At 61.6% G+C, this 25,724-nt stretch carries 26 protein-coding genes; 10 read left to right on the top strand and 16 right to left on the bottom strand.

Translation table 11 applies throughout. The features are described from left to right. Positions 1-110: 110 nt before the first annotated feature. Positions 111-572, top strand: a complete 462-nt coding sequence (locus tag AXG89_RS35610) for a DUF6622 family protein (RefSeq protein WP_236873664.1) — start codon at positions 111-113, stop codon at positions 570-572. 79 nt (positions 573-651) lie between these two features. Here AXG89_RS35610 and AXG89_RS35605 read toward each other — a convergent pair whose 3' ends face one another. Next, positions 652-849, bottom strand: a complete 198-nt coding sequence (locus AXG89_RS35605; RefSeq protein WP_062001376.1) for a hypothetical protein — start codon at positions 847-849, stop codon at positions 652-654. A 335-nt stretch (positions 850-1,184) separates the two neighbouring features. Between AXG89_RS35605 and AXG89_RS35600 the strand changes: the two genes are divergently transcribed. Then, positions 1,185-1,454 (top strand): hypothetical protein, encoded by a 270-nt coding sequence (locus tag AXG89_RS35600; protein ID WP_075358120.1) that lies wholly within the window; start codon positions 1,185-1,187, stop codon positions 1,452-1,454. Here the strand turns inward: AXG89_RS35600 and AXG89_RS35595 are convergent. The 7 genes from AXG89_RS35595 to AXG89_RS35565 all read right to left on the bottom strand — a co-directional run bounded on the left by AXG89_RS35595 (position 1,448) and on the right by AXG89_RS35565 (position 10,822). Continuing rightward, positions 1,448-2,944: an argininosuccinate lyase gene (locus AXG89_RS35595; protein ID WP_075358119.1), complete on the bottom strand. Its 1,497-nt coding sequence runs from the start codon at positions 2,942-2,944 to the stop codon at positions 1,448-1,450. The genes AXG89_RS35600 and AXG89_RS35595 overlap by 7 nt on opposite strands. 52 nt (positions 2,945-2,996) lie before the next feature. After that, the gene (locus AXG89_RS35590; protein ID WP_075358183.1) at positions 2,997-5,822 is read right to left on the bottom strand and encodes an Hsp70 family protein; all 2,826 of its coding nucleotides are present in this window, start codon (positions 5,820-5,822) and stop codon (positions 2,997-2,999) included. Between the two features lie 30 nt (positions 5,823-5,852). Then, complete coding sequence (locus AXG89_RS35585; protein WP_075358118.1) at positions 5,853-7,700, bottom strand: Hsp70 family protein; 1,848 nt, start codon at positions 7,698-7,700, stop codon at positions 5,853-5,855. Then, the gene (locus AXG89_RS35580) at positions 7,697-8,269 is read right to left on the bottom strand and encodes a DUF2760 domain-containing protein (RefSeq protein WP_075358117.1); all 573 of its coding nucleotides are present in this window, start codon (positions 8,267-8,269) and stop codon (positions 7,697-7,699) included. The genes AXG89_RS35585 and AXG89_RS35580 overlap by 4 nt, the downstream gene beginning before the upstream one ends. Positions 8,270-8,557: 288 nt before the next feature. Further along, on the bottom strand, positions 8,558-9,175 hold the full coding sequence (locus AXG89_RS35575) for a GFA family protein (RefSeq protein WP_236873663.1): 618 nt from the start codon (positions 9,173-9,175) through the stop codon (positions 8,558-8,560). A gap of 118 nt (positions 9,176-9,293) precedes the next feature. Then, positions 9,294-9,722: a cupin domain-containing protein gene (locus AXG89_RS35570; RefSeq protein ID WP_062001383.1), complete on the bottom strand. Its 429-nt coding sequence runs from the start codon at positions 9,720-9,722 to the stop codon at positions 9,294-9,296. Positions 9,723-9,865: 143 nt separating this feature from the next. Beyond that, positions 9,866-10,822 (bottom strand): NADP-dependent oxidoreductase, encoded by a 957-nt coding sequence (locus AXG89_RS35565; protein ID WP_075358116.1) that lies wholly within the window; start codon positions 10,820-10,822, stop codon positions 9,866-9,868. Between the two features lie 367 nt (positions 10,823-11,189). On the opposite strand from AXG89_RS35565, the gene AXG89_RS35555 reads away from it, so the two are divergent. Genes AXG89_RS35555 through AXG89_RS35545 form a run of 3 tightly spaced genes read left to right on the top strand, consistent with a single transcriptional unit; the run spans position 11,190 to position 15,021 of the window. After that, the gene (locus AXG89_RS35555; protein WP_075358114.1) at positions 11,190-11,720 is read left to right on the top strand and encodes a 2Fe-2S iron-sulfur cluster-binding protein; all 531 of its coding nucleotides are present in this window, start codon (positions 11,190-11,192) and stop codon (positions 11,718-11,720) included. Continuing rightward, complete coding sequence (locus AXG89_RS35550; RefSeq protein ID WP_062001385.1) at positions 11,720-12,706, top strand: FAD binding domain-containing protein; 987 nt, start codon at positions 11,720-11,722, stop codon at positions 12,704-12,706. The genes AXG89_RS35555 and AXG89_RS35550 overlap by 1 nt, the downstream gene beginning before the upstream one ends. After that, positions 12,706-15,021: a xanthine dehydrogenase family protein molybdopterin-binding subunit gene (locus tag AXG89_RS35545; protein ID WP_075358113.1), complete on the top strand. Its 2,316-nt coding sequence runs from the start codon at positions 12,706-12,708 to the stop codon at positions 15,019-15,021. The genes AXG89_RS35550 and AXG89_RS35545 overlap by 1 nt, the downstream gene beginning before the upstream one ends. A gap of 107 nt (positions 15,022-15,128) precedes the next feature. On the opposite strand, the gene AXG89_RS35540 is transcribed toward AXG89_RS35545, so the two are convergent. Together AXG89_RS35540 and AXG89_RS35535 are read right to left on the bottom strand one after the other, a co-directional pair. Next, entirely contained in the window at positions 15,129-16,031 is a 903-nt protein-coding gene (locus tag AXG89_RS35540) for an alpha/beta fold hydrolase (protein WP_075358112.1), read from the bottom strand. A gap of 26 nt (positions 16,032-16,057) precedes the next feature. Next, the gene (locus AXG89_RS35535; RefSeq protein ID WP_062001388.1) at positions 16,058-16,966 is read right to left on the bottom strand and encodes an alpha/beta fold hydrolase; all 909 of its coding nucleotides are present in this window, start codon (positions 16,964-16,966) and stop codon (positions 16,058-16,060) included. An 86-nt stretch (positions 16,967-17,052) separates the two neighbouring features. On the opposite strand from AXG89_RS35535, the gene AXG89_RS35530 reads away from it, so the two are divergent. Both AXG89_RS35530 and AXG89_RS35525 read left to right on the top strand, forming a co-directional pair. Then, on the top strand, positions 17,053-17,439 hold the full coding sequence (locus AXG89_RS35530) for a MerR family transcriptional regulator (protein ID WP_062001389.1): 387 nt from the start codon (positions 17,053-17,055) through the stop codon (positions 17,437-17,439). A gap of 77 nt (positions 17,440-17,516) precedes the next feature. Next, the gene (locus AXG89_RS35525) at positions 17,517-18,242 is read left to right on the top strand and encodes a sulfite exporter TauE/SafE family protein (RefSeq protein WP_062001390.1); all 726 of its coding nucleotides are present in this window, start codon (positions 17,517-17,519) and stop codon (positions 18,240-18,242) included. A gap of 25 nt (positions 18,243-18,267) precedes the next feature. Here AXG89_RS35525 and AXG89_RS35520 read toward each other — a convergent pair whose 3' ends face one another. Then, positions 18,268-18,600, bottom strand: a complete 333-nt coding sequence (locus tag AXG89_RS35520) for a hypothetical protein (RefSeq protein WP_075358111.1) — start codon at positions 18,598-18,600, stop codon at positions 18,268-18,270. Positions 18,601-18,733: 133 nt separating this feature from the next. After that, entirely contained in the window at positions 18,734-19,633 is a 900-nt protein-coding gene (locus AXG89_RS35515) for a LysR family transcriptional regulator (RefSeq protein ID WP_172811981.1), read from the bottom strand. A gap of 130 nt (positions 19,634-19,763) precedes the next feature. On the opposite strand from AXG89_RS35515, the gene AXG89_RS35510 reads away from it, so the two are divergent. Together AXG89_RS35510 and AXG89_RS35505 are read left to right on the top strand one after the other, a co-directional pair. Continuing rightward, positions 19,764-20,090, top strand: a complete 327-nt coding sequence (locus AXG89_RS35510) for a YciI family protein (protein ID WP_075358110.1) — start codon at positions 19,764-19,766, stop codon at positions 20,088-20,090. Between the two features lie 61 nt (positions 20,091-20,151). After that, positions 20,152-20,760 (top strand): NIPSNAP family protein, encoded by a 609-nt coding sequence (locus AXG89_RS35505; RefSeq protein ID WP_062001394.1) that lies wholly within the window; start codon positions 20,152-20,154, stop codon positions 20,758-20,760. Between the two features lie 232 nt (positions 20,761-20,992). On the opposite strand, the gene AXG89_RS35500 is transcribed toward AXG89_RS35505, so the two are convergent. The 4 genes from AXG89_RS35500 to AXG89_RS35480 all read right to left on the bottom strand — a co-directional run bounded on the left by AXG89_RS35500 (position 20,993) and on the right by AXG89_RS35480 (position 24,717). Next, positions 20,993-21,889, bottom strand: coding sequence for a fructose bisphosphate aldolase (locus AXG89_RS35500; RefSeq protein WP_062001395.1), 897 nt, complete (start codon positions 21,887-21,889; stop codon positions 20,993-20,995). Between the two features lie 229 nt (positions 21,890-22,118). Beyond that, positions 22,119-22,997, bottom strand: coding sequence for a LysR family transcriptional regulator (locus AXG89_RS35495; protein WP_075358109.1), 879 nt, complete (start codon positions 22,995-22,997; stop codon positions 22,119-22,121). Between the two features lie 396 nt (positions 22,998-23,393). Next, positions 23,394-24,047, bottom strand: a complete 654-nt coding sequence (locus tag AXG89_RS35485) for a hypothetical protein (RefSeq protein WP_075358107.1) — start codon at positions 24,045-24,047, stop codon at positions 23,394-23,396. Between the two features lie 22 nt (positions 24,048-24,069). Further along, positions 24,070-24,717 (bottom strand): DUF429 domain-containing protein, encoded by a 648-nt coding sequence (locus AXG89_RS35480; protein WP_075358106.1) that lies wholly within the window; start codon positions 24,715-24,717, stop codon positions 24,070-24,072. Positions 24,718-24,911: 194 nt separating this feature from the next. Between AXG89_RS35480 and AXG89_RS35475 the strand changes: the two genes are divergently transcribed. Next, positions 24,912-25,661 (top strand): SDR family NAD(P)-dependent oxidoreductase, encoded by a 750-nt coding sequence (locus tag AXG89_RS35475; protein WP_062001399.1) that lies wholly within the window; start codon positions 24,912-24,914, stop codon positions 25,659-25,661. Positions 25,662-25,724: the final 63 nt, after the last annotated feature.

Raw genomic sequence — 25,724 nt, 5'->3', positions numbered from 1 at the left:
AAGATACATTGACGATCGTTTTGAATCGCGTCAGAATATTTCCACTGTAAAGATTAAGCGGTTTCATTTCGGATTTCACGCGGCCGACGGCTGCGATCAAGGAGAGGCTCATGTCTATCGAAGCGATTTTGCACGGCACACCGGTTTGGGTCTGGATTCTATTGGCCTATCTCCTTTCACGCGGTTTCAAGGCGATGAAAGGCGGCACCGCGCCGCTCACTAAACTGGCGATCGTGCCCGTCATTTTCACCGGCTGGGGTTTGCTGAACCTGTTCAAGGAACCGGCTGCAGGATGGAATACCGGGCTCGCCTGGGTTCTCGGCGCGGTGTTCGGAATCGGGATTGGCGTCGTGCTGGCTCGCCGCTCCGGAATGACGGTGGATCGTGCGCTGAAGACGGTCACGCTGCCGGGGTCGGTGCTGCCGCTAGTGCTGATGCTGCTGACGTTCGTATCGAAGTTCTGGCTGGGTGTCGAGTTGGCGGTCATGCACGCCGGGCCGGATTCGATGTATGTGGTGCTCGGGGTCTGGTGTCCGGCCTGGTCGCCGGGATCTTTGCGGGGCGTTTCCTGATGTATTGCCTCGCGTTCCGGCCGGTATCGGCAGCGACGATGGGAGAGCGCGCCTGAGCTTGAAGCCAAGGCGCCTGTTTTCAATCGGCTTTGCGCCGCACCGGATTGGGAAGCCCAAGCTTTGATGGCACGCTCGCACCCGTGCCAGTGAATATCGCCTGGGCCGCGGATGCGCGGTTCAGTTCATCCGATGCCGAATTCGGCAACGCAATCGTGATGAAAAAGACGGCCAGCATGGCAATGAGTATGGATGCCAGCCATGTGGTGACGTGAATCATGGAGTTTCTCCAGGGTCAGGTTCGAGCGCTCGGGAAGACAAGAGCAATGAGCGCGCCACGAACGGTCATCTTCAGAATAGACGAGCGCGGCGCTTGGCGCAGCCCTACTTACGCAGGGTGCCGCGAAGCGGAGTCCTGACTCGGCAAATGTGCAAATCCCTGTGAAATCGACCATGCGCGGCCTATAACTCAATGTGCAGGGCGCACTTACCGCTTTACTTGACTTCACTTCACGCCTGTCTGCCCTGCGACAATTTGGCGAAGCACATACAGAAAAGTGGCGAGCTGCTCAGGAAAGCTCCCGGGTGACGCGCCTGGTTTCGAGGAGCATCGAAATGAAAACCCGTTTGTTTTTTCTAAGCAGCGCGCTGCTGATTGCAATGTCGGGAAGCGCTGTCGCACAGGACATCCAGCAATATTCCCGGCCCCAGGTTCGCCCGAGCGGCCAGGCTGGCGTCCTGCACGACGCGAACACCTCGGCGCAGGCCACGTCCGACACATCGTATGGCGGCATGCCCGATACACGCAGCGCCACGAGCAGCATGTCGCGCCCGCGCCAATGCGTGGGCGGTTCAGTGCAATGCGATGTTTTCTTTGGTCACTGACCGGATACCTTGCTGAAGTCGGTGTCGAGCCGGGCAAGCGAACTTGAAATATGCGCGCGGTTGTCCTTGATCCACGTGTCCTCATAGGCCACGCGCGCATTCGCTTCTTTTAGCATCCGCGCCATTTCGACGGGCTGCGGCCCGCCCGTGGTCGCGCGGTTGTTCACGATCGCCACCGGGTTGAGCGTCGAGCGGAACTCCGCTTCGCTCATTGGCAGATCGCCGGCGTAGGGTGTGCCCGCGACCGTCTGCGTGTAGATGCGCTGTGCATCGGCGTAAGGGAAGTCGAGCGGCTTGATGTCCTTTTGCCGCGCATATTCCACGACGTTCGACGCGAAATGATGGCCGACGCGGAACGGCAATTTGTACTTGCGCATGAGTATATCGGCAACTTCCTGCGATGCGGTCCAGTCGCTGTTGAGTTCTTCGAGCGCGCGCTCCGGGTTGATCACGAGCGAATTCATCACTTCGTTCCAGCCCTTGAGCGCGTCGATACCGCTTTCGATCATCTCCGTATTCGCCTTCACGTCCTTCGCATCGCTCATGCCGGGCGGCAGGTTATGCGCCTGCATGACAACGCCCTCGGCCTGCGATATCGCCGTCGATGCATCCGTGCGCGTGCGGATCAGCAGTCCCGGATTGCGCTTTTGCGGCATCGCGCTCGAGACATACGTGTTCGCGCCGCCTTCCTGCAACAGAATCCACGGACGCGATTCGGCGTATTGCGTCATCACGTCCTCGATGAAACTGCCGGTATGCAGCGCCACGCTCGTGACGATCGCGCCGGCTTCGACGGGTTCATCGACGGAAGAAATCTGCGACGCGTCGTAGGCGTTATCGACGATTGCATTGAAGCCGAGATACTTCGCCATGCGCTCGCGGTCCAGCGGCCAGCTTGTGCCGTTCAGGACGGTCGTGCCCATCGATGAACGGTCCACACGTTTGTACGCTTCGCGGATTCGCTGTGCATCGCGGTCGAGGCCTGCAACAAAGCCGAGCAGATAGTGGCCGTAGCTGTTGGGCTGGGCGGCCACGCCGTTCGTGTAGTTCGGCACGACGGTGGCCTTGTACTTATCGGCGAGACGCACGATGGTCGCGGTCGTCGTGTTGAGCTGGTCGGCAAGGTTGAGCAGGTCGTCGCGCAGGATGGCCGAGCGGTAGGTGGCGTGCATGTCCTGGCTCGAACGTCCGGCGTGCAGCAGCGTGATGTCCTCGCCCGCGGCCTTGATGAGGAGCGGCTCGAACGTGATCACCGTCTTCGGGCGCTTGGCGCCGGGCTGGTTTCCATCCGCGATCACCTTGGCCACGCCCGCGGCGAGACGCGGGGCCATGGATTTGTCGAGCAGGCCTTCGTCCGTGTTGATGACAACGGTCGCCTTGTTGATTTCGCCAAGCCAGAAGAATTCGTCGTGTGGCGGGATCTGTTGTGCAAATGCCGGCGAAGCGCAAAGCAGAACGGCTGCGGGGAATGCCCAGCCATGCAGTCTCATGATAGGAATGGTCGCGGGTTGGGAAGCCGCGATTATAAAAGCGCCGTTATCTTCACCTACTGGTGACGAGTTTCAATCCCGGCGGCAACGATTCGCCGAACACGCGGCCTTCGTCGGCGTTATCGAGTTCCACGACTTCACTGACCATTTCGCCCCAGCTTTTTGGCGCGCCCGCATTGTCCAGCCGATGAACCACGCGCACCCGGAGGTCTTCAGGCAGATCGCGCGAACGGTCGCCGGTCAAACGCGCGATCTGCGCCGCGGCGAACGCGGCCGGTTCGACCTTCTTCCAGTCGAGCGCGACAATTCGTTCAAGCCACTGCGCCGCGATATCCGGCGGCACCACGCCATGTGCGCTGCCATAGAACGGCCGGCGCGCGCCGATGCGCCCGATCGCCCACCATCCCTGATGGTTCCCGGATGGCTTGTCGAGCCGCGCGAACAGCTTTTGCGCGGCGTCGATCTTTCGCGCGACCGGCACGCGTTCAAGCGATGCCGCAAGGCGCACCATATCGGCGTAACCGGTTTTCGATGCATCGAAGGGCGCCTTGGTTTTCGTTCGCGACGCGGCGATGGACTGCACGTAGTCGACGGCATCGAGCACGGCGACTTGTTCGGCCTCGCCCAAGCCGCCCGCCGCGCGGCGCCACAAGGTCCACCATTCGGACCAGACCTGGGCGTCGTTCAGGTACTGGATGCCGTCATCGAAAAGGGACCAGAGTTGCTCGACGCGCCATTCATCGAGCGGATAACCGAAACCCGGGCGCAGGCAGTAACCGGCGAGGTTCAGCCACAGGCGCTCGTGATCGGCGGAACGCCGCCGCCGCCGGGCGCGTTCCCACAGCGCGCCGAACAGTTCGCGAAGGAGCGCGCTGTCCCATGTATCGCGCGGACCGAGCAGATGTTCGAGTTGCGCGCGCAGGCGCTTGACTTCCTTCGGGTCGACATTGTGGGCACGGTCGCCGAATACGCGGTCGATCTGCTCGATGGCTTTTTCATACGCTGGATGGAGGACTTCTCCCACCGTGGTGCCGGCTGAAGCTTCGCGGCGTAGCTGGAATTCGAGCTGCCAGCGCTTTGACGGGTCCGCCTCGTCGATGCAATGCACCTCCAGCGTCCCGACCTCCGTCAGCGACGCCGAAAGCTGCACCGGCGTCTCGCGCGGACCTTTGGCCGAGCGCGGCTGGACCACGGTGGCTATGGGCGGAAGGCGGACGAAGTCGCTTTGGGAAAGATCGACGAGCTCGCCAGGCTGATAGGCCCTGTCTCCCGTCGATGAAACCAGATGAAACCGCACCGGATGTCCAAGCAGCAGCGTGAATACACGATCCTGTAAAAATACTTCACGGCCTTCTTCCGTGCCGCGCGGCAAGAGGCAGATGCCTTGCTGGTTTTTGCGCTCGCCGCCGCTTTCATCTTCGAGCACGAGGAAATAGCTGCGCGCCGCGCCGCCGCCGATGCGAGGTCCGATTCCACCCCGCGCAAGTCCATATGCCACGGCGCCGCGTGCGACGGCGACATCGGGGTTGTCGTTGTGCAGCGCATGCAGCGGTTTGCCGCGCCACGAGCCGAGGGTATCGGCAAGACGCTCGACGAGCGCATGCGCGCGGAACACGCCGCCGTTGAGCAGCAGCGTATCGGGGACGGGCAGCGTTTCAGTATCCGCTTCGGCTCCGGCTCCGGCTTCGGCTACGGGCGAACCCAGCGCATCGCGCGATTGCGCCGCGTGCTGATTCAGGAACGCCGCGATATGCCGCGTGATTCCGGCATCGCTTGCATAGGGCAGTCCGAATTCGACGATCGCGCTGCGCGAACGCCGCGGCCGCTCGCTCGATGCAACCAGCGGGAAAAATCCATCGACGATGATCTGCCCGGCTTCCCGCCGCGTCACTTCCACCGAACGCGCGCCACCGATCATCCGCGAGCCCGCGCCAAGCAGCGTGATCGACAGGGTCTCGGGCGCATTCGCACCCAGAAGCTGCTCCTTGGCGGCGCGGCACCGCTCGACCAGTTGCGACAGACTCACCGCAGACAAACGGGCAGGCGCGGTCACCATCCGCGTTTCGACGAGATGCGCGAGCGCGAGATCCATGTTGTCGCCGCCGAGCATCAGATGATTGCCGACCCCGATCCGCGTCAGCTCCGGCTCGCCGTCCTTCAGCTCGACCTTGATCAGCGTGAGGTCGGTCGTGCCGCCGCCGACATCGCAAATGAGGACGAGACGGGTGTGGGCCAACTCGGTATCGAGCGTGGCGCGATGCTGGAACAGCCAGTCGTAGAACGCCGCTTGCGGTTCTTCGAGCAGGCGCAATCCCGGCAGGCCGGCTATTCGGGCCGCTTCCAGAGTGAGGGCGCGGGCGCCGTCGTCGAAGGAAGCGGGCACGGTCAGCACCACGTCCTGGTCTTCGAGGCGCGCGTGCGGGAAATGTGCATTCCACGCGGCGCGCACGTGCGCCAGGTAACTCGCACTCGCCGTAACAGGCGAGATCCTGCCTGTGTCATCCGGCGCGCCCCACGGCAGGATCGGCGCAACGCGATCCACCGATGCATGCGACAACCAGCTTTTGGCGCTCGCCACGAGCCGTCCCGGCACTTGCGCACCGAGCGTACGCGCAAGCCGGCCAATCACCGCTTGCGGACCTTCGGCCGGGTTGGCGTCGCCCCAAGGTAGTCGAAGGTCGTCGGGATCGAGCTCGCCCGGCGCCGGGTGGTATCGCGCGGATGGCAGCAGCGGCCGTGCCGCGACTTCGCCGGGACTCACGAGCTGGTCGATATCGAAGACGCGGATCGCTTTCGCCCCGTCCTTGGTCGAGGCGTCCGCATACGCCACGACCGTATTGCTCGTGCCGAGATCGATCCCGACGATGTATTGCTTCATTGACGTCGCTTCATTGGCGCTTATCGGCACTTAGCCGTTTGCGTTCGCGCGTACATCGAACTCGACTTTCCAGCGCTCGCCCGAATCACGCGGCAAGGCTTCCAGTTCGAGCGTGCCGGCTTCGGTGATCCGTGCGTGCAGCTTGACGGGTACGACTTCGCCAGCAGTGCGCCCTTCGGTTGGAAGGGTCGCCTGGATTTCTTCGAGTTCCTGCAATTCCTCAGGCCCCCAGAAATCGAGCAACGTGCCGACCTGATCCTGCCTGCGCACCGATGAACCGAAGAACCGGAAATGCACCGGCTCGCCGACAACGAGGCCGAATTCCTGCGGCGGCAACGCGGCCTCGGTCCCTTCTTCCATGCCGAAGGGTGCGAGACACAACGCCTGCACGGGCGGTTCGATGCCGGGCACGGCGGGCATCGCGGATTCGATTGCGACGTAGTACGAACGCGCCGTGCCGCCGCGAATCCGTACGCCCTTGCCGCGACGGACGTAGCCGTAATACGCCGCGCCACGCGCGACCGCGCGGTCGAGGTCGCCACCGGCGAGCAAACGGGCCGGCGGCGTGCCTTCGGCCGTCAGCCAGCCGTTGACGGTATCGAGAATGCGGCCGGCCAGCAGGTCCGACTTGAATACGCCGCCGTTGAACAGCACGGCGGTCGGATGCAGGAAACTGGCGCCTTCGGCAAGCGTGTTCTGCAGGCCTTCGATCTCGTTGAGCGCATTGACCTGACGGCCCAGGAATGCGGCGAGATGGCGCGGAATGGCGGCGTCCTGCGCATACGGCAGACCGAGTTGCGTAAGGCCCACTCGCGCACGGCTTACCGGCCGGTCGGCGCGGTCGGCTTGCGGGAAGAAGCCGTCCAGAATGGTCTGCGTGAGTTCCGCGCGTGTGAGTTCCGTGCGGATCGAACCGCCGATCAGCTTCGATCCGCGGCTTGGCACGACGAGCGGCACGGTTTCCGTGGCGGGATCGGTGAGCAGCGTTTCCTTGGCCGACCGGCACGCGTAAGTGAGCGCGCGAAGTTGCCATGCGTCGGGCTGCGTGCCTTGCGTCGCGAGCTTGCGCGCGACCACGTAGGCGAGCGCGAGGTCCATGTTGTCGCCGCCGAGCAGGATGTGCTCGCCCACTGCGATCCGGTGCAACTCGAGATTCCCCTCACGTTCGATCACCGCGATCAGCGAGAAGTCGGTGGTGCCGCCGCCGACATCGACGACAAGGATTACGTCGCCGACCCGGACTTGCTTGCGCCACTGTCCTTGGCTCATCTCGATCCAGCTATAAAGCGCGGCTTGCGGTTCTTCAAGCAGGGTCATGCGGCCATAACCCGCTGCCTCCGCCGCCTCGGCGGTCAGGTCGCGTGCGGCGGGATCGAAGGAGGCGGGAATCGTGACGGTGATTTCCTGCTCGCTGAACGGCGCATCGGGATGGGCGTGGTTCCACGCTTCGCGCAGATGCGTCAGATAGCGCACCGAGCTTTCGAGCGGCGAGACGCGCGTGACTTCGGGCGGCGCGTCGTTGGGCAAAATGGCCGCGCGCCGGTCGACGCCCGGATGGCACAGCCAGCTTTTTGCACTCGATACCAGCCGGATCGGCGTCGCCGCGCCGCGATTTCGCGCCAGTTCGCCGACAGCGAAATCACGCTCGGCGGTCCACGGCAGGTTCAGGTCGCCGGGAGCCAATTCGCTCGGATGCGGCAGATACAGAAACGACGGCAGCAACTCGAGTTCTTCGATCGCCCCTGGCCCGGTGAGTTGCGTGATCGGCAACACGCTTTGCGTGGTCTTCTCGCCTTCGCTCGCGGTGAGATCGACATACGACAGCGCGCAATGCGTCGTGCCCAGATCGATGCCGATCGAATATCGTGCGTCGCTCATAACTCCACCTCGGCTGGTGCGATCACCGATGCATCGTGGCTTTCCGTCAGCTTCGGCAGGCGCACCTGATCGACTTTCCAGCCGCGATGGCTCAGGTTGCCGCTGAACGGCGCTTGTCCGACCACGTTGCCGGTGAGACGCACGGCGGTGGCATCGAAGCCGTCCTGCAGCGTCACGCGGCTGCCTTCGGCCTCCGTGCGCACCGGGCGAATGCTGAAATGTTCGCGCAGGGTCGTGCGGCAGCCGTCGTGCACGAGGCGCGCGGCCGCGCCGATCTCGGCATCGGAATAGGCGGCCACGTCTTCCTCGATGAAATCGATAAAACGCGCATCGCGTTGCAGCAGGCCGAGAAGCTGGAGGGCGGCGTCAGGGGTGGCTTCTTTTATGGTCCGGACGACGTGGGCGGGCGCTGGTGCCGGCGTTGGCGCTGCGGTGGGCGCCGGCGCTACGGTTTCGCCGTTGCGCACGCGGCGCACGCCGGCTGCGACTTCGCGGTCGCCCAAAATGGCGAAGAACGTTCCCACGGCGAGAGAAAACCTGCTGAGGAACGACGCATTCAAATCACTCATAAACGACTCCTGATGTGCTCTTCGACGAACGCGCCGGGACTGGCTGTCCGCGGCTGTCCTTTTGCGCCGGCAGGGACAAAGGCCCGGAGCCCGGCGGCGTTTTCCGGTTCGGTAATGCGATTGCAAGCTGCGCGCCACCGGCAGATTGCCGGGGCGCGTTATGGCCGCGAAACCCGTATTTTGCCCTGAGGCGGGCATCGGCCGTTCGATGAGCGTAATTTGGGCGACCAAGCCGTCGCCCAGTACCGCAGCTTTCTGGTGTGTTTCCAGGCGCCAATCGCCCGGATTTTAGCGTTGCGACGATTCGGGCAGATCTTCAATGTTCCGCGCCCACGCAAGCGCCGAGCTGCACCAACCTTGCTTTAGCCCGGGGATGCGGGCGCGCTGCGCGATCGCGCCGAGGCGGAGATTGAACTGGGTGGGGTTATCGGCGGCCGAGGCATAGATCGGTGTGCCGCAATCGGCGCAAAAGGCCTGGGCGCGTCGTGAACCGGATTCGGCCGTCTTGATGTAGATCTTCGGCTGGCCGCGCAAGATCCGGAAGTCTTCGGCCGCAGCGGGAACGCTCGCCCGAAAGGGCGCGCCGGAGAGCGTCTGGCAATCGGTGCAATGGCAAACGCCGGCCTTTTGTGGATCGATGATGGCCTCGTAAGCGATTGCACCGCAATGGCAACTACCTTGGACTTTCATCTTTTCTCCCTGGCTCAAAGGTTTTGATCGCATCGGATTGGGGTTTATCAGGCGCTTCATAAAGGGCTTCATAAAGCGCTTCAGACCGCCGATGCGCTGCTTCAGAGAAGTAGTATGCCGAAGTCGAACGCTCGATTGATTCGAGAGGGGCATTGATGACCCACGATAGAATCGTCCGGCGCCGTGTCTGCATGGGCGGCGTTCGTTGTCAAACATTGCGTGACTTATCCAAGACCGGGGGAAACATCCGTGGCGCCAAGCTCTCTTCGTGTATTGAATAAAACTGCCCTTTTGCAGGAGCCGAGGCGGGCAAGGCACACCACGGAACGAAGATTCACTTCTTGTCCCAGATGACCAGATTCTTGTCCTTTGTATCGGCGACGAAGATGGCCAGCAATTTTGCCGGCGCGGAAGCGCTCACATTTTCGCTGACGGTGTGATGAACGCCGGGCGCTTCAGTCCAATGCTCGCCGGCGTTATAGACACGGGACGCGCCATTGCCCAACTGGCTGCGAATCTGGCCCTGGAGTACGTAGCCTACAACAAAGGCCTGCCCATGACGGTGTGGAATGGACTTGGCGCCGGGCGGGTAATCGACGACGATCGCGGAGATGGTCTTGCCGGGCACGTTGGGAAGCGCATCCGCGAACGCAGGCGTGATGGTTTCGCGCACGAGGTCCTCATTCTGCGCGACCGCAGCGGCAGGGATGATTGCCATCGACGCCGCCAACGCCGCGGCCGATACAAGTGTATTGATCGTCATTTGGCGACCTCCAGGTTTTAGGTAAGTTGCGATGCAACAATGCGAGCCAATGGCGACTTTCAGTCGGCGCGATATCCTTCGTTAACCTAAATAGTGAAACAGTACGAATTGATGCGTATTTCGTCAGCGGTTCAATGCCGGTGTCACGGAACAAGCACGATTTTCCCCGGCGCATGCTTGCGGCCCTCAAGCATCTCATGAGCTACCCGAGCCTCCGGCAACGGCAGAACTTCACCAACACGTGTTTTGAGCGCTCCCGTTTCCAGCAACTCGGAAAGCGCGATAAGCGTTGCAGTGTTGACCCTGACCAACATGAAGTTCGCGCTTACTTCAGCCGCCGCTGCCCGCTCGGCATTGGGTTCAGCGACAGCCGATACCACCTTGCCCCCAGGTTTGACAGTTTCAAAGGAACGGTCAAGCGTCTCCCCGCCGATCAAGTCAATCACGACATCGACGGAATGCCGGTATTCATCGAATGATTGTTCGCGGGTATCAAACACCTGATCTGCGCCAAGCGACATCACACGGTCCGCATCCCGGTGCGATGCACTGGCTATAACGAAGGCGCCTGCACGGCGGGCCAGTTGAACGGCAAACGCGCCGACGTTGCCGGCGCCCCCCAATACGAGAACCCGGTCGCCTTTCTTCAGTCGTGCCTGTTCGAAAAGCATCTGCCACGCCGTGACTGCTATGACGGGCACGGACGCCGCTTCCTCGAAGCTCAGCGTGGAAGGTTTGCGCGCGATCATGCCCGCATCCGCAAGCGCGTATTCGGCATATGCACCCGTGAATCTTGGATTGGTCACGCCGAAGACATCGTCTCCTGCCGATAATCCGCTTACCCCTTCTCCTGTGGTCACGACGGTTCCGGCAATGTCCGAACCCAATGTCAGAGGAAGCGGTTGGGGCAAGACGCTGTTGCCCGAGCGGATCCACGCGTCCCATGGTCCGACTCCGGCAGCCGCGACACGCAGCAGAACCTGACCTGCCGCAGGGCGTTCGAGCGGGACGTTCCGGTATTGCATTGAACCGATACCGCCGAAACTATCGATCTGGACAGCCTTGAACGCTGCGGGCAATGCCGATGTCAACGGATCCATGATTCAAAGCTCCAGGCAGAGGGTTCGAAAATCGCGGGAAAGTTGTGCGTTTTAGCCGGTTACGTTCTTGGAATTAGTATAGGTCGCATACTGGACGACGAATCGGCATCCTTGCGCCAAGAATCGGTTTGATTAGAGCCGCCTTTGACGCGCCTTGGCTGCGAACGCCATCCAGCACGCCAAGGCCCGGGAATTGCTGCGTTCGAAAGCTTGGGTGGCAGTATCGATCAGCCGGTGTGGTTCCACCGTCGGCTCCCGGCGATCGCCCCCGGCCCCGCCAAGCCCCGAGCCGCCCGACATCGGTTCTTCGACGTTACGGCCGGCAGACATCACCCCACGACGTAATCCCTAACTTGAGGGAACAAGCATGCACTTCGTCATCAACGGCAACGAGCTAGAGCTGGAGTTCGACCCGAGGACATCGCTCCTCGATTTGCTGCGTGAGCAGCGTCACCTGTTCGGCGCAAAAAAGGGTTGCAATCAGGGCGCGTGCGGCGCGTGCACCGTGCTCGTCAACGGGACACGTATCAACAGTTGCCTCGCGTTGGCGGTGCAGTATTCAGATTGCGAAATCACCACGATTGAAGGACTGGGCGAACCGGGCAAGCTTCACCCGCTGCAGGCCGCCTTCGTCGAACACGATGGTTTCCAGTGCGGCTACTGTACCCCCGGGCAGATCTGCTCGGCGGTCGGCATGGTCGAGGAATTGAAGCGCGGCGTGCCGAGCTATGTCAGCGACGACGTGGCTGCGGAGGGCTTTGAACTCACTGACACCGAGCTGCGCGAACGAATGAGCGGCAACCTGTGCCGCTGCGGCGCTTATAACGGTATCGTCGATGCGATCCAGGAAACGTTCGGTGCCGACAAGGCCGAGCCCAGCACGCGCGAGGCCGCCTGATGAATCCCTTTACCTATGAACGTGCTTCGGACTCGCAAGCGGCGCTGGCGCTTGGCGCTCAATCGGGCGCCAAATACCTGGGCGGAGGAACCAATCTCGTTGACCTGATGCGCGAGACTATCGAGCATCCGGCGGTACTCGTCGACATAACCGGACTCTCGTGTGCAACAGAAGCTGTCGGCAACGGCGGCCTGCGGATCGGCGCCGGGGTCAGGAACACGGCAGCGGCGGCTGACCGGATCGTGCGCGAGCGTTATCCGCTGTTGTCCGAGGCCATTCTGGCAGGTGCTTCGGCCCAGATCCGCAACATGGCCACAGTCGGCGGCAACCTCCTGCAGCGCACTCGCTGCGGTTACTTCTATGACGACGCGGCGCACTGCAATAAACGTTCGCCCGGAACGGGCTGCGACGCCATGGAGGGCTTCAACCGCATGCACGCCATCCTTGGCGCCTCCGATGCCTGCGTCGCCACCTATCCGTCGGACATGGCCGTGGCGCTGGCTGCACTGGATGCGGTAGTAACCGTCGAAGGTCCCGGCGGCGCACGCGACATTCCGCTGGTCGACTTCCACGTACTGCCCGGTGATACGCCACAGATCGAAACGGTGCTGGAGCCCGGCGAGTTGATCACCGCCGTAACCTTGCCGCCCGCTTTGCCGGGGCGTTCCAGCTACCGGAAGGTGCGTGATCGCGCGTCTTATGCCTTTGCGCTCGTCTCGGTGGCTGCGGTCCTGGAAGTGCAGGATGGCGTTGTGAAGGAAGTGCGTATCGCGCTGGGTGGCGTTGCGCACAAACCGTGGCGCGCGAATGCAGCCGAGGCGGCCCTCAAGGGCGCCCCCGCGACAGAGGCGGCATTCCGCGCGGCGGCGCAGGCGGAGCTTGCTCCCGCTCGCGGTCTTCGCGATAACGCCTTCAAGATCGAACTGGCTCAGCGCGTGATCACCGACACGCTGGTCAAATTGACAGCCCTTCAGGAGATCCGCTAATGCCTATTCTCAAAGATGCCATGCAAGCGGTGATGAAAAAGGCCATCGCACTCGCCCCTGACAGCTTCATTCCCGGCGGCAAGCCAGATCCGCTGATTCGACACAAGCACGGCCTGATCGGTGCATCGATAAGCCGGATCGATGGCCCATTGAAGGTGTCCGGCCGCGCGACCTTCGCTGCCGAGTTTCCGCTTGAAGGAATGACCTACGCGGCGCTGAAGTATTCGTCCATCGCGCGTGGGCGCATTGTCGATATCGATACCGCCGCCGCGGAAGCTTCACCGGGTGTGGTACTGGTGATGACCTACCGGAACGCGCCTCGCCTCCAGCCCATGCCAGCCTTCATGACCAAGCAAAAGGCCGCGGGCGGCGATGACGTGCCGATCATGCAGGACGACCAGGTTCACTGGAATGGCCAGCCGGTCGCGCTGGTGCTGGCCGAGACCCAGGAGCAGGCGGACCACGCGCAGTCCCTGATCCGCGTGACCTATGAAGCGGCAAGCGATGGCGTAACGTCTCTCGATGCGGCAAAGGCGAATGGTTCGGAGCCCGGCCTTTTCCAGGGCGAGCCGCTCAAGCTCGAGATCAAGGATGCCGAGGCCATGCTGGCCGCAGCACCGCACAAGATCGACGTGCGCTACACGACCCCTCGGCACAACCACAACCCTATAGAACTGCATGCAGCGACGCTCGTGTGGAAGGGCGATGAGCTGCGCATCCACGACACCGTGCAGGCAGTCGCGCACGAAGCGTGGACCATCGCGCAGGTGTTCGGTGTGGACGAGAAGAATGTCCACGTCACTTCGCCATACGTTGGGGGGGGCTTTGGATCGAAAACGGTGTGGCAGCATCAGGTGCTGGCAGCGGCCGCTGCGAAACTGGCACAGCGGCCCGTGCGGATCATGGTGTCCCGGGAGGGCGTGTTCCGCATTGTCGGCGGCCGTACGCTCACTGAACAGCGCGTGGCGCTCGGGGCTCAGGCCGATGGCACCCTGGACGCCCTGATTCACACCGGCACGGTCGCGATGACTCCGCACAACAATATGCCAGAGCCCTTCATCTTGCCGGCCAAGAGCGCCTATGCTTCCCGAAGCTTTCTGCTCGACGTCGAGACCGTCAAAATGAACATGACGGCCAATACCTTCATGCGGGCGCCTGGCGAGGCTGTCGGCACCTTCGGGCTTGAATCCGGCATCGATGAGCTCGCTCACGCCATGAACATGGACCCCATCGAATTGCGGATCAGGAATGAGCCGGAAAAAGATCCGACGACGGGGCTTCCGTTTTCTCAACGGGGGATCGTCGAGGCCTGGAAGACCGGCCGCGAGCGATTCGGCTGGGACGCGCGCCGGGAGCCGGGCGCAAGGCGCGAGGGCGACTGGCTTGTCGGCATGGGCTGCGCCACGGGCACGTATCCGTATTACCGGATGCCCGGCGGCGCGGCACGCATCACGTTGACCCAGGCAGGGCGCGCTACTGTAAGCATCGCCGCGCACGAGATGGGCATGGGTACATCGACCGCTCAGACGCAGGTGGCTGCCGACCGCCTAGGGTTGACCATGGACGATATCGACTTTGAGTACGCCGACTCCAGGTTGCCGGGCGTGGTGCTGGCAGGGGGTTCGCAGCAGACGGCAGCGATCGGGGCCGCGGTGATTGCGGCGCATCACAAGCTCGTCAGGGAACTGCTCCGGTTCGCCGGCAACAGTTCGCCGCTCTCCGGCCTGTTACCCGACGAGGTGGGCGGTCGCGACGGCGGTCTCTGTGCGCTGGAAGATGAAAGCCGGTTCGAGAGCTACGGTGCCATACTGGCTCGCGCGAAGCTCGACGAAGTCAGTGTCGAGGCAGAGGCGCCGATGCCGTTTGAACTGCAGCACTGGTCCATGCATAGCCACAGTGCGCTCTTCTGCGAGGTACGGGTCAATGCAATTACCGGCGAGACCCGGGTGAGCCGCTTCCTCGGTTCGTTCGATTGCGGACGGATCATCAACGCCAAGACCGCCGCCAGTCAGTTTCGCGGCGGCATCATCATGGGCCTCGGACTTGCCCTGATGGAGGAAACCGAGTTCGACGAGAGAACCGGCCGGGTGATGAATCCATCGCTTGCCGACTATCACGTGCCGGTTCATCTCGACGTGCCGGAGATCGACATCATCTGGAGCGAGGAAGCCGATCCTCACACGCCAATGGGCGCCCGCGGCGTTGGCGAGATCGGCATAACGGGGGTGGGCGCGGCCGTCGCGAACGCGGTCTTCAATGCAACCGGCAAGCGCATTCGCGATCTTCCGATCACGCTGGACAAGGTGATGGGTTAGGTGGCGAGCGGGGCTAGAACTTCTGGCGGATTCCGGGCGCGTCATTGCTTTACGCGCCCGGTATCTGCTCGATCAGATCGATCCCGGCGCGTCTTTGCGCCACCAACCTAACGACCCCCGAGAAACGCAAGAAGCTCCGCCGTGACTTCTCCCGGACACTCCTCCGGAAGAAGATGACCCGCGCGAAGTGCCTTGCCGCTGACATTGCTTGCCCAGCGCCGCCAGATGTCGAGCGGTGAGTGTTCCCCGCCGAACGAATCGGGCCACAAGGCAAGGACCGGACAGTACAGCATGGTTCCGGCTGCACGATCGGCGGTGTCGTGCGCGAGATCCTCATGCGCTGCAGCGCGATAGTCTTCGCACATCGCACGTCGCACCGACGGGTTTCGAAAGGCCCGTCTGTAGGCGCTGAGGGCAACCGTATCGATATGATCGATTCCGCCTGCCATCCTGGCTAGAGCAGCATCGATAAACGCATCGGGATCAGCCGACAGCAGCCGCTCCGGCAGATCGAACGGTTGCGCCAGCAGGAACCAGTGAAAATTGGCCAGCCCGAAGCGCATGTCGGCGGCGTCCCATGCATCGAGCGTCGGAACCACGGCGAGCGACGCATAGTGAGTCACATGATCCCGATGATCCAGCGCCAGCCGGTATCCGGCCCGCGCCCCTCTGTCGTGGCCGACGACGGCAAACTCTGCGTGGCCGAGCTGTTTCATCATCGAGGTAAGTGCTTCGGCGACCCGGCGTTTGGTCCAGCGTGGAGTATCGGCGCCCGTCTTGCTGTCGCCATACCCGGGCAGATCCGGCGCAACGACAGTGAATGAACGCGCCAGTTGCGGAGCAATGTACCGCCATGCCAGATGCGTTTGCGGATACCCGTGCAGCAGAAGCACTGCCGGTCCCGAGCCGCCGGTCACGCCGCTGAACGACACACCTCCCGCGTCGACTTGCAGACCGGACAATCCCGGGAAAGACTCAAGCGAATGGTGAGGGGGAAGTTCGTATGCCATATGTTCCTCACGTTTGCGGTGTCGAGTCAGTGACGCGCGACGGTATCGACGAAAGCGGCCAGATCACGGTTGAACCTATCCGGCTCTTCGATAAAAGGCGCATGTCCCGAATTCGCGTACAACTTGATTTGAACCTGCGGATCGAGTTCCTTTGCCCGTGCAATCGCGCCTTTCGTATTCACCAGCGCGTCGCGTTCGCCATACAGCAGCAGGACGGGCACCGTGGTTTTGCTCAAACCGCCGGACGCATCGACCGTCATGGACTGGACTGCGCTCTGCATGGTCCACGACGCCATCGCCGCGTTGGCGAGCAGGCGCTCGGTTGTGGACCTGTCGGGCTGCGTGTGAAAACACAGGCTGAGGAAGGTGCGCTCGCCATCCAGATGGGTCTTCAAATCATGAGAAGTCATGTCGCGATAAACCTCCGGATGAGACACGATCTGGTCCGCTTTCAACTCGATCACACCATCGACATAAACCGCTCCGGCAATCTGGCTGTCGCCATATGCCGCCAGGTAATTCGATACGACCGCGCCACCCAGCGACCATCCGACGAGCACGGGACGGCTTGCATGCGACGCTTTGATCACTGTTGCAAGGTCGTCCGCCCAAAGGCGTCCGTTGGAATACGCCTCGGCTTCAGTCGGCTTCCCGGACAGGCCGTGACCGCGCAAATCGTACGTGATGATGCGATACCGCTGGAGGTCGGCGCTGTCGACTTGTCCATTCCAGTTCAGGCGGCTGCCCAGCAAGCCGTGGATCAGCACGACAGGCGGCCCGGCCGGATCGCCGGACTCCTGGACGGCAAGGGTGACGCCGTCCGGCGCGGTGACCGAATAGTTTTTTGTATCTGCGATAGCGGCGGATGACATCGCAAGCGCGGCGACTGCTGCCAGCAGGGCGGAAAGCGTGTGACTAAAGAAGTTGCGCGACATTCGGGTTGCTCCATGATCGTTGACATGGGAGCACCTTGAACCCTTACACTGATGTGAGGGTCAAGCGAAAAGTGCTATGCTTTTTCATGATCCAATCCATCGAACACGATCTGCTGACCATTGGCGAACTCGCTCGCGAGACTGGCGCAAGCGTGCGCTCGATCCGCCATTACGACGAACATGGCCTCCTGACATCGGTTCGCGCCAGCAACGGCTACAGGGCGTTCCCGCTTGCAGCCGTCACCCAGGTCAGGCAAATCCAGCGCATGATCGCGACGGGCTTCAGCCTCGCTGATATCCGCTCGTTTCCCGATTGCATGCGCATGATCGAAGGCGCGGGCTCGTGCCCCGAGACCTCCGATGCCCAGCGCAAGCGACTGGCCTCGATCGAGCGCCAGATAGAAGACCTCGAACGACGTCGTACACGCCTGCTCAAGACACTGGCTGAAGGGGCCGTTCCACCTTTGGACTGATTTTCCCGAAGCGGAGGTGCAGCTCACGGTACGCTTCCGAGCGGCGACCAATTTCAACCTTCCAAGAAAACGCCGCGATGGGTTACGTACTTGTTCTGCTCGTCGGCGTTGCTGCCGGCATGCTCAGCGGCATTATCGGCACCGGGTCGTCGATGATGCTCATGCCGGTTCTCGTCCTGTTCTTCGGGCCGCAGCAGGCCGTGCCGATCATGGCGATCGGAGCGGTGATGGGCAATCTCGGCAAGGTAGTCGCATGGTGGCGTGAGATCGACTGGAAGGCCTGCGCGGCTTATTGCACAACCGCAATCCCCGGCGCGGCGTTGGGCGTTCACACGCTGCTGGCGCTCCCTGCGCGCATTGTCGATATTGCGCTCGGCGTTTTCTTCGTTGCGATGATTCCGACGCGGCGCTGGCTCGCGCGCCGCTCCATCAAGTTCACCCTGTGGGATCTGGCATTGATCGGAGGCCCCGTCGGCTTTTTGACAGGGATTGTCGTGTCGACGGGTCCGATCACCGTTCCGGTGTTCACGTCGTACGGCCTCGAAAAAGGCGCCTTTCTCGCGACGGAAGCGACCGGATCGCTGGGGGTTTATGCGGCAAAGATCGCGGCGTTCAAGGAGTTCGGCGCGCTGCCGGTCGGAATCGTTGTAAAGGGTCTGGTGGCGGGCGCTGCACTGATGACAGGATCGTTTTTCGCCAAGTCTGTCGTGGTCCGGATGCAACCGTCCACGTTCAGGCTTCTGGTCGATGGACTGATGCTGTCATCAGGCATTTCGTTGCTCTGGGCGGCGGTCGGCCAATAGTTTTGACTGTACTTCGCATTCGGATTCAGCGCCGCGCCGATTCGGCCTTCGTAGCGTTATTGAATGCCAGACCGTGATCGGTCATGCGTTCGCTGGGCCCGTCCTTGACGAATGCGTCCTCGAATACCCGGCCGATGAGTCCGTCATAGTCGACCGGGTGAGCATTCGCTACGGCGCGGAGCATTTGTATAAGCGCGTTGCCGTCCTCGAGATGAGACACGATCACTTTCGCGGTTCGTAACGAGATAGTCTCTTCCGACGGCGCATGACTCCCACCTTCTTCCAGCTTGAACGTGAACCGGTGGATTTCTTCATGCCCTTCGGGCAATTGGTAGTGGTCACAAATGGTAGCTTTCATGATGCTTATGCGGAGTGGACCTGCCTTGGACCAACAAAAATCGTTCCCGCTAGCTTCTCATTTCTTCCTCGTCAATCACCCTCGTACCGTTTCGCAGTTTTGCTTTTAGCTACTCTCGAGATGACATGCTCTTTTAGCCATCTCCGAAAGTTCCGATCATCCGGTCGACGAAACAACGCAGTTTCGGCGTCATGCGCCGGTCCGCTGCATAGAGCAGATGCATGGGGCGGGATGGCCCTTCGAAATCGGGCAACACCCGAATCAGCCGGCCTGCCGCCAGATCCTCTGCCACGGCATGCTCAGACCCGAGCACGATACCGAAACCGTCTCGGGCAGCGCTGTGAATGGCGCCCCAATCGTTGATACTCAAGCGGCTCCCAACGGTCGCCTCGACTTCGCGGCCGCCCTGCTGGAAGCGCCACCGATGGTTGAGGTCCGTTGGCCATGGAGCGAATAACACGCACTCATGGCGATCCAAATCCGCGGGTTCCAGCGGCGTTCCATGTTCGCTCAGATAGGCCGGCGATGCGCAAGCGACCAAACGATATGGCTTTAGCGGACGCGCCACCATCGGCAGGTTTTCATCGATTGGCCCGATTCGCACGATGGCCTCGTAGCCTTCTTCGACAGGGTCCACCAGTCGGTCCGATAGCGTCAGTTCAAGTTCCACCTCCGGGAAATCTCGCAGGAACTGCGTCACCGCCGGTATCAGGCCATGACGACCGAAGGTCACCGGCGCACTGATGCGCAAGCGGCCTTGAGGCTTGACCTGAACGGCTTGGGCCAGGGCATCGGCTGCGTCCACTTCCGCCAGCACGGTCTGGCACCGCTCCAGATAGGCGCGGCCGAACTCCGTCAGGCTCTGTTTGCGGGTCGTCCTATTCAGCAAGCGGGTCGCAAGATGCTGTTCCAGGGCAGCGATATGCTTGGCGACCATTTGCGGCGACATGCCAAGCTTGTCGGCTGCAGCGGCGAATGACCCCGTCTGGGTTGCCTGTACGAAGACCGCCATGCTGGTGAGTCGATCGAGCACTGACAACTCCCAGTTGTGAAATCGGAAACTGTACGCCTATTTATCATCCGCCAATAGTCAATTAAGGTGGATAGACTTATCCCGGACCTCCGGTTCGGGCGGACAGTCCACATTCCAAGGGGCTTTCGATATGCCGATTTACATCGTTCAAATGGAACATCCCGACGGCGACCGCTGGAACCAGCATGTTCTCGAACACGCTCTTTATCTCAAGGACTTGATCGCGCAGGGCCGCCTGCTGGCTTCCGGACCGCTCAAAGCAACCCCGTTGCGTGCAGGCTTTCTGATCATGCGGGCTGAGAATCGCGAGGAAGTGGAAGCGATGGTCAAGGGCGATCCGTTTTCCCGCGAAGACCTGATCTGCGGGCTTACGATCGAAGAGTGGGATCCGCTCTTCGGCATGCTGGTCGATCAATCCAGCAAGCAGCCGCCGCCCGAGTTGGCATCGCTGTTCTGACTCGCCGGCCTGCGCGCAGGCCTTACCGCGGCGCGGCAGCCGCCTAGTCAAGGAAGACATCATGCTTTATGAACTGATTACACTCTCCAGCCCACCGATGGAGCAAGACGCGGTCTCTGCCGGCGCGCACAACTGGGTTCTGGATGGAGAAGGCCAGCTCCTGGGCGCGTGGCGCACGGAGATCGGTGAACTCTTCCAGATCAAGCTGCTGCGTGGCTTCGAGACCGCGGAGGCGCTCGAACGGGAACGGTTGCGCGCGCTGATGAGCGCCCGTCCATTCGGTGTCGACGATCCATCGAGCCGGTTGATCACGGAGCAGTACGCGCGTTTCCCGTTTCTGCCCGACGTCGAGCGTTCCTCATTCGGGCGATTCTATGAATTCCGGACTTACCATCTGAAGCCGGGTGGTCTGCCGCCAACCTTGGCGGGTTGGGAGCAGGCAATCGGTCCGGCTCACGACTACACACGGCATCTGGTGATCAATATGTATGCGCTGGATGGCTCGCCCCGGATCACACATATTTGGGGATTCTCCAGCCTGGAGGAACGCGCTGCGCTGCGTGCACGCCATTACGCCGAAGGCCTGTGGCCACCGAAAGGCGGTCCGCAACAGATTGCAAGGGCGACATCGACGATCTGCATTCCGGAAGCGTACTCGCCGCTTGGCTGAGGCCGCCCGTACTGCTTTTTACTTGATACGGTGCGCGAATCAGAGGCGATCTGAAGCGTCGCTGAAGGATCGGCGAAGGGGGCATTCAGTGCTTCATGCAAACGGGAGGGGGCGATTCGTGACATGCGGGGCCACGAGCTTTGATAGCCGTGGCCCGCGCAAAACAGCATCTCCGTATCAGGCGATTCGAGGCTCGTTCATGCGAGCCCGGAGCCGCCCTCTCAAAGTTGCATCAAACTTTCTCGACGGAGGCCTGATAGATCTCGTCGATAGCAGTCGCGAGCGTCTCGTCGAATTCACTGTCGCTCATTTGTTCCTTGAGCTCGTTGATCAAAGCCCGCGAGAAGCTGGCGATCATTCCATGATTCGAAGCAAGCCGTTCGCACGCATCGCTTCGCGCATAGCCTCCGGAAAGCGCAACCACCCGGGCGACGCGCGGGTGCTCGATCAGCGGACGATAAAAGTCCGCCACGTCCGGAATTGTCAGCTTGAGCATGACTTGACGATTTTCCGGCAACGCATCGAGGCCCTTGGTCAGTTCCGCGAGGAGGGTGGCTTCCGCTCCAGCCTTGTCCGGACTCTTGATCGAAATCTCGGGCTCCAGGATCGGAATGAGGCCGTGTGCGGAGATTTGCTCTCCCACCGCAAATTGTTGCCTGGCGATCGCAGCAATACCCGCTTGCGAGTTCAGCTTGATGACTGAACGCATCTTGGTGCCGCAGATACCGAGCTTCGCGGCGCGGGCGAGCAGCTCGTCGAGCCCGGGAATCGGCTTCATGAGTTGCACGCCGTCGGCTTCGTTTTCCAGGCCCTTGTCCACCTTCAGGAAGGGCACCACGCCACGCTCTTCCCACAAGAAGGTTGGAACGGGTTTGCCGAGCGCCTGTCCGTCCATGGTTGCTTCGAACAGGATGGCCCCGATGACCTTGTCCCCTGTAAAGGCGGGCGCAGTGATGATGCGCACCCGCATCTCGTGTATCAGTTTGAACATCTCGGCGTCACTGCTGTATGCAGTCTCCGGGATGCCGTATAGCTTCAGGGCGCCGGGTGTGGACCCGCCGCTCTGGTCCAGGGCCGCGAAAAAGCCCTGCTTTTCACGTACTTGCGCCAACATTTTTTCATTTGCCACGATCGCCTTCCTCTCTAGACAACGGAATATCGAAACCAGCACGTCTGGTCGGGACACATTGCATTTAACACGTTCAGGTATCGATGTTAATGCATATGCCGGAACAACGAAAAGCGGTCGGCGCCGTTGCTTCACGCCGATCCGACGAAGTCAGGCCGATTACGCCAGCATTTAGCAACTTCGATCAATGTCATCGGAGCAAGTGCTGGGCCGTAAGCGGCCACCGCCCTTACAACGGATTCTCGATCGACTTCTGGACATGGGCGACGAAATTGTCCACGACCGGATCGCTACGCATGGTGTTCCACGCAAGTCCGACTTGCCATCTGGTCTGGCTGTCATGCAAGGCAATGATGGTCGCGTCGCGCAGTAGATATTGCGCACCTGAGGGCAGGAATGCCGCGCCCACACCTGCTGCAACGGCTGCAAGAACAGACTGGATGTCATCGGCCCGCTGGATCACGCGCGGAATGAAATTGCGACTTGCGCACCATTGTTTGATTTGCGCGGCGAGTCCGGGACCAATACCGCGTGAAAGGGCGACGATGCCCAGCGCATTGAGCTTGTTCAGGTCCGCCGGCAAGCGCTTCCACCTCGCGTGCTCCGGAACGGCGAGGATCAGCGATTCGGCCAGCACCGGCACGAATGCCAATCCGCGGTCAGCCGGCAGTCGCAAGAACCCGACATCGAGTTGGCCCGAAAGCAGTGCCCGTGTCTGATCAAACGACGACAAGTCTTTCACCGTCACGCCGACACCTGGATTCATGGACCGGAAGCTCGCGAGCCATTGCGGCGCCACCGTAAGCACCGATAACCCTAGGCCGACCCGTAACTGTCCCCGCTGGCCGCTGCTTGCTTCGCGCGCGCGAATCAGCAGGTCATCGGCTTCGCCGATCAATGACAACGCACCTGGCCGGAAAGATTCTCCGAATGCCGTCAGGTCGGCGCCGTGACGGCCGCGTTCGAACAGGCGGCCGCCGAGCACCGTCTCCAGCGCCGCGATCTGCTTGCTGAGCGCCGGCTGGCTGACATGCAGTGCGTCTGCAGCGCGACCAAAATGGCGCAATTCAGTGACCGTCAAAAACGCACGGAGCAGTTTGAGTTCCATTCCGCAGAGTAATGATATCGATCAAAACATTCATTTTACGGATCACGGCGGCAGCGGTCCAATGGGTTCTTCGCAGGAAGGACGATATGACCAAAATCCACCCAAAGACGAGACTCGCTCAAAGCGACGCTGCAATTGCTGTTGCGATGGTTCGGCGTGAGGCGATTGCAACGGGTGGCCGCGATGCTTCGAATAGAACACACCAGCCTCACCGAACCGGCGCAATTGCCATGAGCTTTGCGCAGGCCAGGCGCGAACGTTGAAGAATGTCTCTTGTGGACTAAGGTTTGGCGGCGCGTCAGTGGCAGAGGATTGCCCTATGGCGAACACTGACGGCGAGAAACGTCTTGCGCGGGTACGCTGCATTGCTCCGCCGTGCTTCGACTGGCAAGGTCTTCATTGTTTCCGGGTAGGCCGAACGTTCTTCCTTCGCCGACTGACGAACGCACCACATCCGATCGCGATGAGTATTGCGGCCATCACGCCACTGCTCATGCCTCCACTTATGCCGATTCCGTTGCGGGATTCGCTTGCATCTGACGCGGCGGATGCCGCCACAGGCGCAGAGGTCTGACTCGCAACCGGCTGAGGCAACGCAACGCCTGCGGCGCTTCCCCGCTGCACCACGGACGAGTCCGATGTTGCAACTGCTGCGGACGCAGGGGATGGTACGGCATCGGGGTCCGGTCCAACGGGCGCCGACGCACTCGCGGATGCAATCTCGGGAGCCACTGCAGCGCTGGGGGTAGAAGCAATCGCCCGCACCGTGGTGTTCCACTGCGCAAATACCGTATCGATACAGTGGACGTCAGTACAGGCGTTGCGTGACTGTCTCCACTGGGATAGCTGGCCAGGCGAAAGCTTCCCGGCGCTCAGCATGGTTTGCTGTTGCGAAACGATATCTTCGTATTCGTTGTTCAGAATGGCGTGGTCGCAGATGACACGCTCGGCGGGTTGCTGCGTGGTCGCGCACGAAATGTCGCTCGCCCGGGCGTCAACTACGCTCAGCGCAGCCAGTGCCAATAACAATAACAATGTCGAATGCCGCATCAGATGCACAAGTTCTCCTGAATCATTTATTGCCGCTACTGGCGGTTGAGGATGGGACGACAATGAACCCTCCTGCACTGTCGCCATAGACGTCGACCCATCCCTCGAGCAGGAAATTCGCTGTCAGCGCGCACAGCGCCGCATCGACTTCATCGATGTTTCTCAGCGGCCGGGTTTCAACGCCCGCCCTTTCGAGGGTCTCCCGGCGCTGAATGTTCTTCGCCTTCGCCGATGTGGCTTCCCGGCCGCGAAGGGCGCACGTGATGGCGTGGGGGAACGTCTCGAAGCAAACCCGGTTCCCGATCGCGAACACGTCATTCAAAAGAGGAAAGCGCTCGACGAAGACCTTGTACACGGACTCCCCGTTGAACATCCAATCGTAGAACCGGCTTTGGCTCAGTCGTTCGCGTGTCGGCGTAACAAAACAGGAGATGCGCATTCTGGCCAGCATCTTTTCGGCCTGTCTTCCAGTCTCTTCGATTCTCCACTGGCAAGGCGCATCGATACCCACGGCAGCAACATCGAACTCGATGCATTTTTCGAGCATCTGCTCCGGCGTTTCTCGGCCGGGGTTGTTCCACACGATCCGGGTGCCCTGCATGATGACCAGATGATTGCCCTTAGCCTCTCCGCCTATATCGATTCCGGCAACAGTTTTTTGTGACTTCATGGTTCCCGCATGTGGAGGCGCTGATTCGACAGTTCGGACAGCGATGTCCGGAATGTTCGGAATCACAGCCCATTTATCTCCAATGATATGCGCCTTAGCATGAGTCCTGTCGCCGGCACGCTGTGCACCCGGCTTGAAAGAACTTGGCGCTGGCCGCAAACGCCACGTTATCGATGAATAACTGGAGAACGAATATGTCCGAGCATCCTGTTGTACTGATCACCGGCGCGCTGACGGGTATCGGCCGGGCCGCCGCTTTTGCCTTTGCGCATGAGCATGCGCGCGTCGTGGTGTCCGGGCGCCGCGCGGAAGAAGGCGAGCAACTTGCGGCCGAGCTGCGCGCGCTCGGATCGGAGGCCGAGTTTGTTCAGGCCGATGTCCGCCTCGAAGACTCGGTGCGCGAACTCGTCGATCGGACCGTCGCACGCTTCGGAAGGCTGGACGTGGCCGTGAACTCGGCGGGCACGGAGGGCGAATCGGGACCCGTGACGGAGCTGACGCCCGAGCGCTATGCAGCCGTCTTCGATACCAACGTGCTGGGCACCGTACTCAGCATGAAACACGAGATGCGCGTGATGCTGGCGCAACGCAGTGGCAGTATCGTCAATATCTCCTCGACGATGGGATCGCGCGGCGCGCCCAACGTGTCGCTCTATGTGGCCAGCAAGCACGCAGTGGAAGGCCTGACCAGATCGGCGGCGATCGAGGGGGCCGCGTCGGGCGTGCGCGTCAACGCTGTTGCGCCCGGTCCGGTAGAGACTGCCATGCTGCAGAGACTGACCGGCAACGAAGAACGCAAAGCTGTTTTCCTCGCGAGCGTGCCGCTCAAACGAGCGGGGACGCCCGAAGAAATCGCGGACGCGATCGTGTTCGTCGCGTCCGGGAAAGCAAGCTTCTTTACCGGCGAGATCCTGAGAGTGAACGGCGGGAAAACGGCGTCTTGATGGACCGTCATCCCAGCTCGTCCTGTGCGCAGGGGTGTGTCGCCGTACCCCTGCGCCCACCCA

This window comes from Burkholderia sp. PAMC 26561 (assembly GCF_001557535.2).
GTDB lineage: Bacteria > Pseudomonadota > Gammaproteobacteria > Burkholderiales > Burkholderiaceae > Caballeronia.
This window is presented reverse-complemented; position numbering and strand designations above follow the sequence as displayed.

Bases quoted from the DNA above. Each gene is read 5' to 3' on its own strand.
- AXG89_RS35550 (WP_062001385.1), top strand. From the start codon at position 11,720: ATGAATCCCTTTACCTATGAACGTGCTTCGGACTCGCAAGCGGCGCTG.
- AXG89_RS35590 (WP_075358183.1), bottom strand. From the start codon at position 5,822: ATGAAGCAATACATCGTCGGGATCGATCTCGGCACGAGCAATACGGTC.
- AXG89_RS35540 (WP_075358112.1), bottom strand. From the start codon at position 16,031: ATGGCATACGAACTTCCCCCTCACCATTCGCTTGAGTCTTTCCCGGGA.
- AXG89_RS35535 (WP_062001388.1), bottom strand. From the start codon at position 16,966: ATGTCGCGCAACTTCTTTAGTCACACGCTTTCCGCCCTGCTGGCAGCA.
- AXG89_RS35575 (WP_236873663.1), bottom strand. From the start codon at position 9,175: ATGTTTGACAACGAACGCCGCCCATGCAGACACGGCGCCGGACGATTC.
- AXG89_RS35485 (WP_075358107.1), bottom strand. From the start codon at position 24,047: ATGCGGCATTCGACATTGTTATTGTTATTGGCACTGGCTGCGCTGAGC.
- AXG89_RS35510 (WP_075358110.1), top strand. From the start codon at position 19,764: ATGCCGATTTACATCGTTCAAATGGAACATCCCGACGGCGACCGCTGG.
- AXG89_RS35480 (WP_075358106.1), bottom strand. From the start codon at position 24,717: ATGAAGTCACAAAAAACTGTTGCCGGAATCGATATAGGCGGAGAGGCT.
- AXG89_RS35595 (WP_075358119.1), bottom strand. From the start codon at position 2,944: ATGAGACTGCATGGCTGGGCATTCCCCGCAGCCGTTCTGCTTTGCGCT.
- AXG89_RS35520 (WP_075358111.1), bottom strand. From the start codon at position 18,600: ATGAAAGCTACCATTTGTGACCACTACCAATTGCCCGAAGGGCATGAA.
- AXG89_RS35555 (WP_075358114.1), top strand. From the start codon at position 11,190: ATGCACTTCGTCATCAACGGCAACGAGCTAGAGCTGGAGTTCGACCCG.
- AXG89_RS35530 (WP_062001389.1), top strand. From the start codon at position 17,053: ATGATCCAATCCATCGAACACGATCTGCTGACCATTGGCGAACTCGCT.
- AXG89_RS35585 (WP_075358118.1), bottom strand. From the start codon at position 7,700: ATGAGCGACGCACGATATTCGATCGGCATCGATCTGGGCACGACGCAT.
- AXG89_RS35545 (WP_075358113.1), top strand. From the start codon at position 12,706: ATGCCTATTCTCAAAGATGCCATGCAAGCGGTGATGAAAAAGGCCATC.
- AXG89_RS35570 (WP_062001383.1), bottom strand. From the start codon at position 9,722: ATGACGATCAATACACTTGTATCGGCCGCGGCGTTGGCGGCGTCGATG.
- AXG89_RS35600 (WP_075358120.1), top strand. From the start codon at position 1,185: ATGAAAACCCGTTTGTTTTTTCTAAGCAGCGCGCTGCTGATTGCAATG.
- AXG89_RS35505 (WP_062001394.1), top strand. From the start codon at position 20,152: ATGCTTTATGAACTGATTACACTCTCCAGCCCACCGATGGAGCAAGAC.
- AXG89_RS35610 (WP_236873664.1), top strand. From the start codon at position 111: ATGTCTATCGAAGCGATTTTGCACGGCACACCGGTTTGGGTCTGGATT.
- AXG89_RS35580 (WP_075358117.1), bottom strand. From the start codon at position 8,269: ATGAGTGATTTGAATGCGTCGTTCCTCAGCAGGTTTTCTCTCGCCGTG.
- AXG89_RS35565 (WP_075358116.1), bottom strand. From the start codon at position 10,822: ATGGATCCGTTGACATCGGCATTGCCCGCAGCGTTCAAGGCTGTCCAG.
- AXG89_RS35475 (WP_062001399.1), top strand. From the start codon at position 24,912: ATGTCCGAGCATCCTGTTGTACTGATCACCGGCGCGCTGACGGGTATC.
- AXG89_RS35605 (WP_062001376.1), bottom strand. From the start codon at position 849: ATGATTCACGTCACCACATGGCTGGCATCCATACTCATTGCCATGCTG.
- AXG89_RS35495 (WP_075358109.1), bottom strand. From the start codon at position 22,997: ATGGAACTCAAACTGCTCCGTGCGTTTTTGACGGTCACTGAATTGCGC.
- AXG89_RS35525 (WP_062001390.1), top strand. From the start codon at position 17,517: ATGGGTTACGTACTTGTTCTGCTCGTCGGCGTTGCTGCCGGCATGCTC.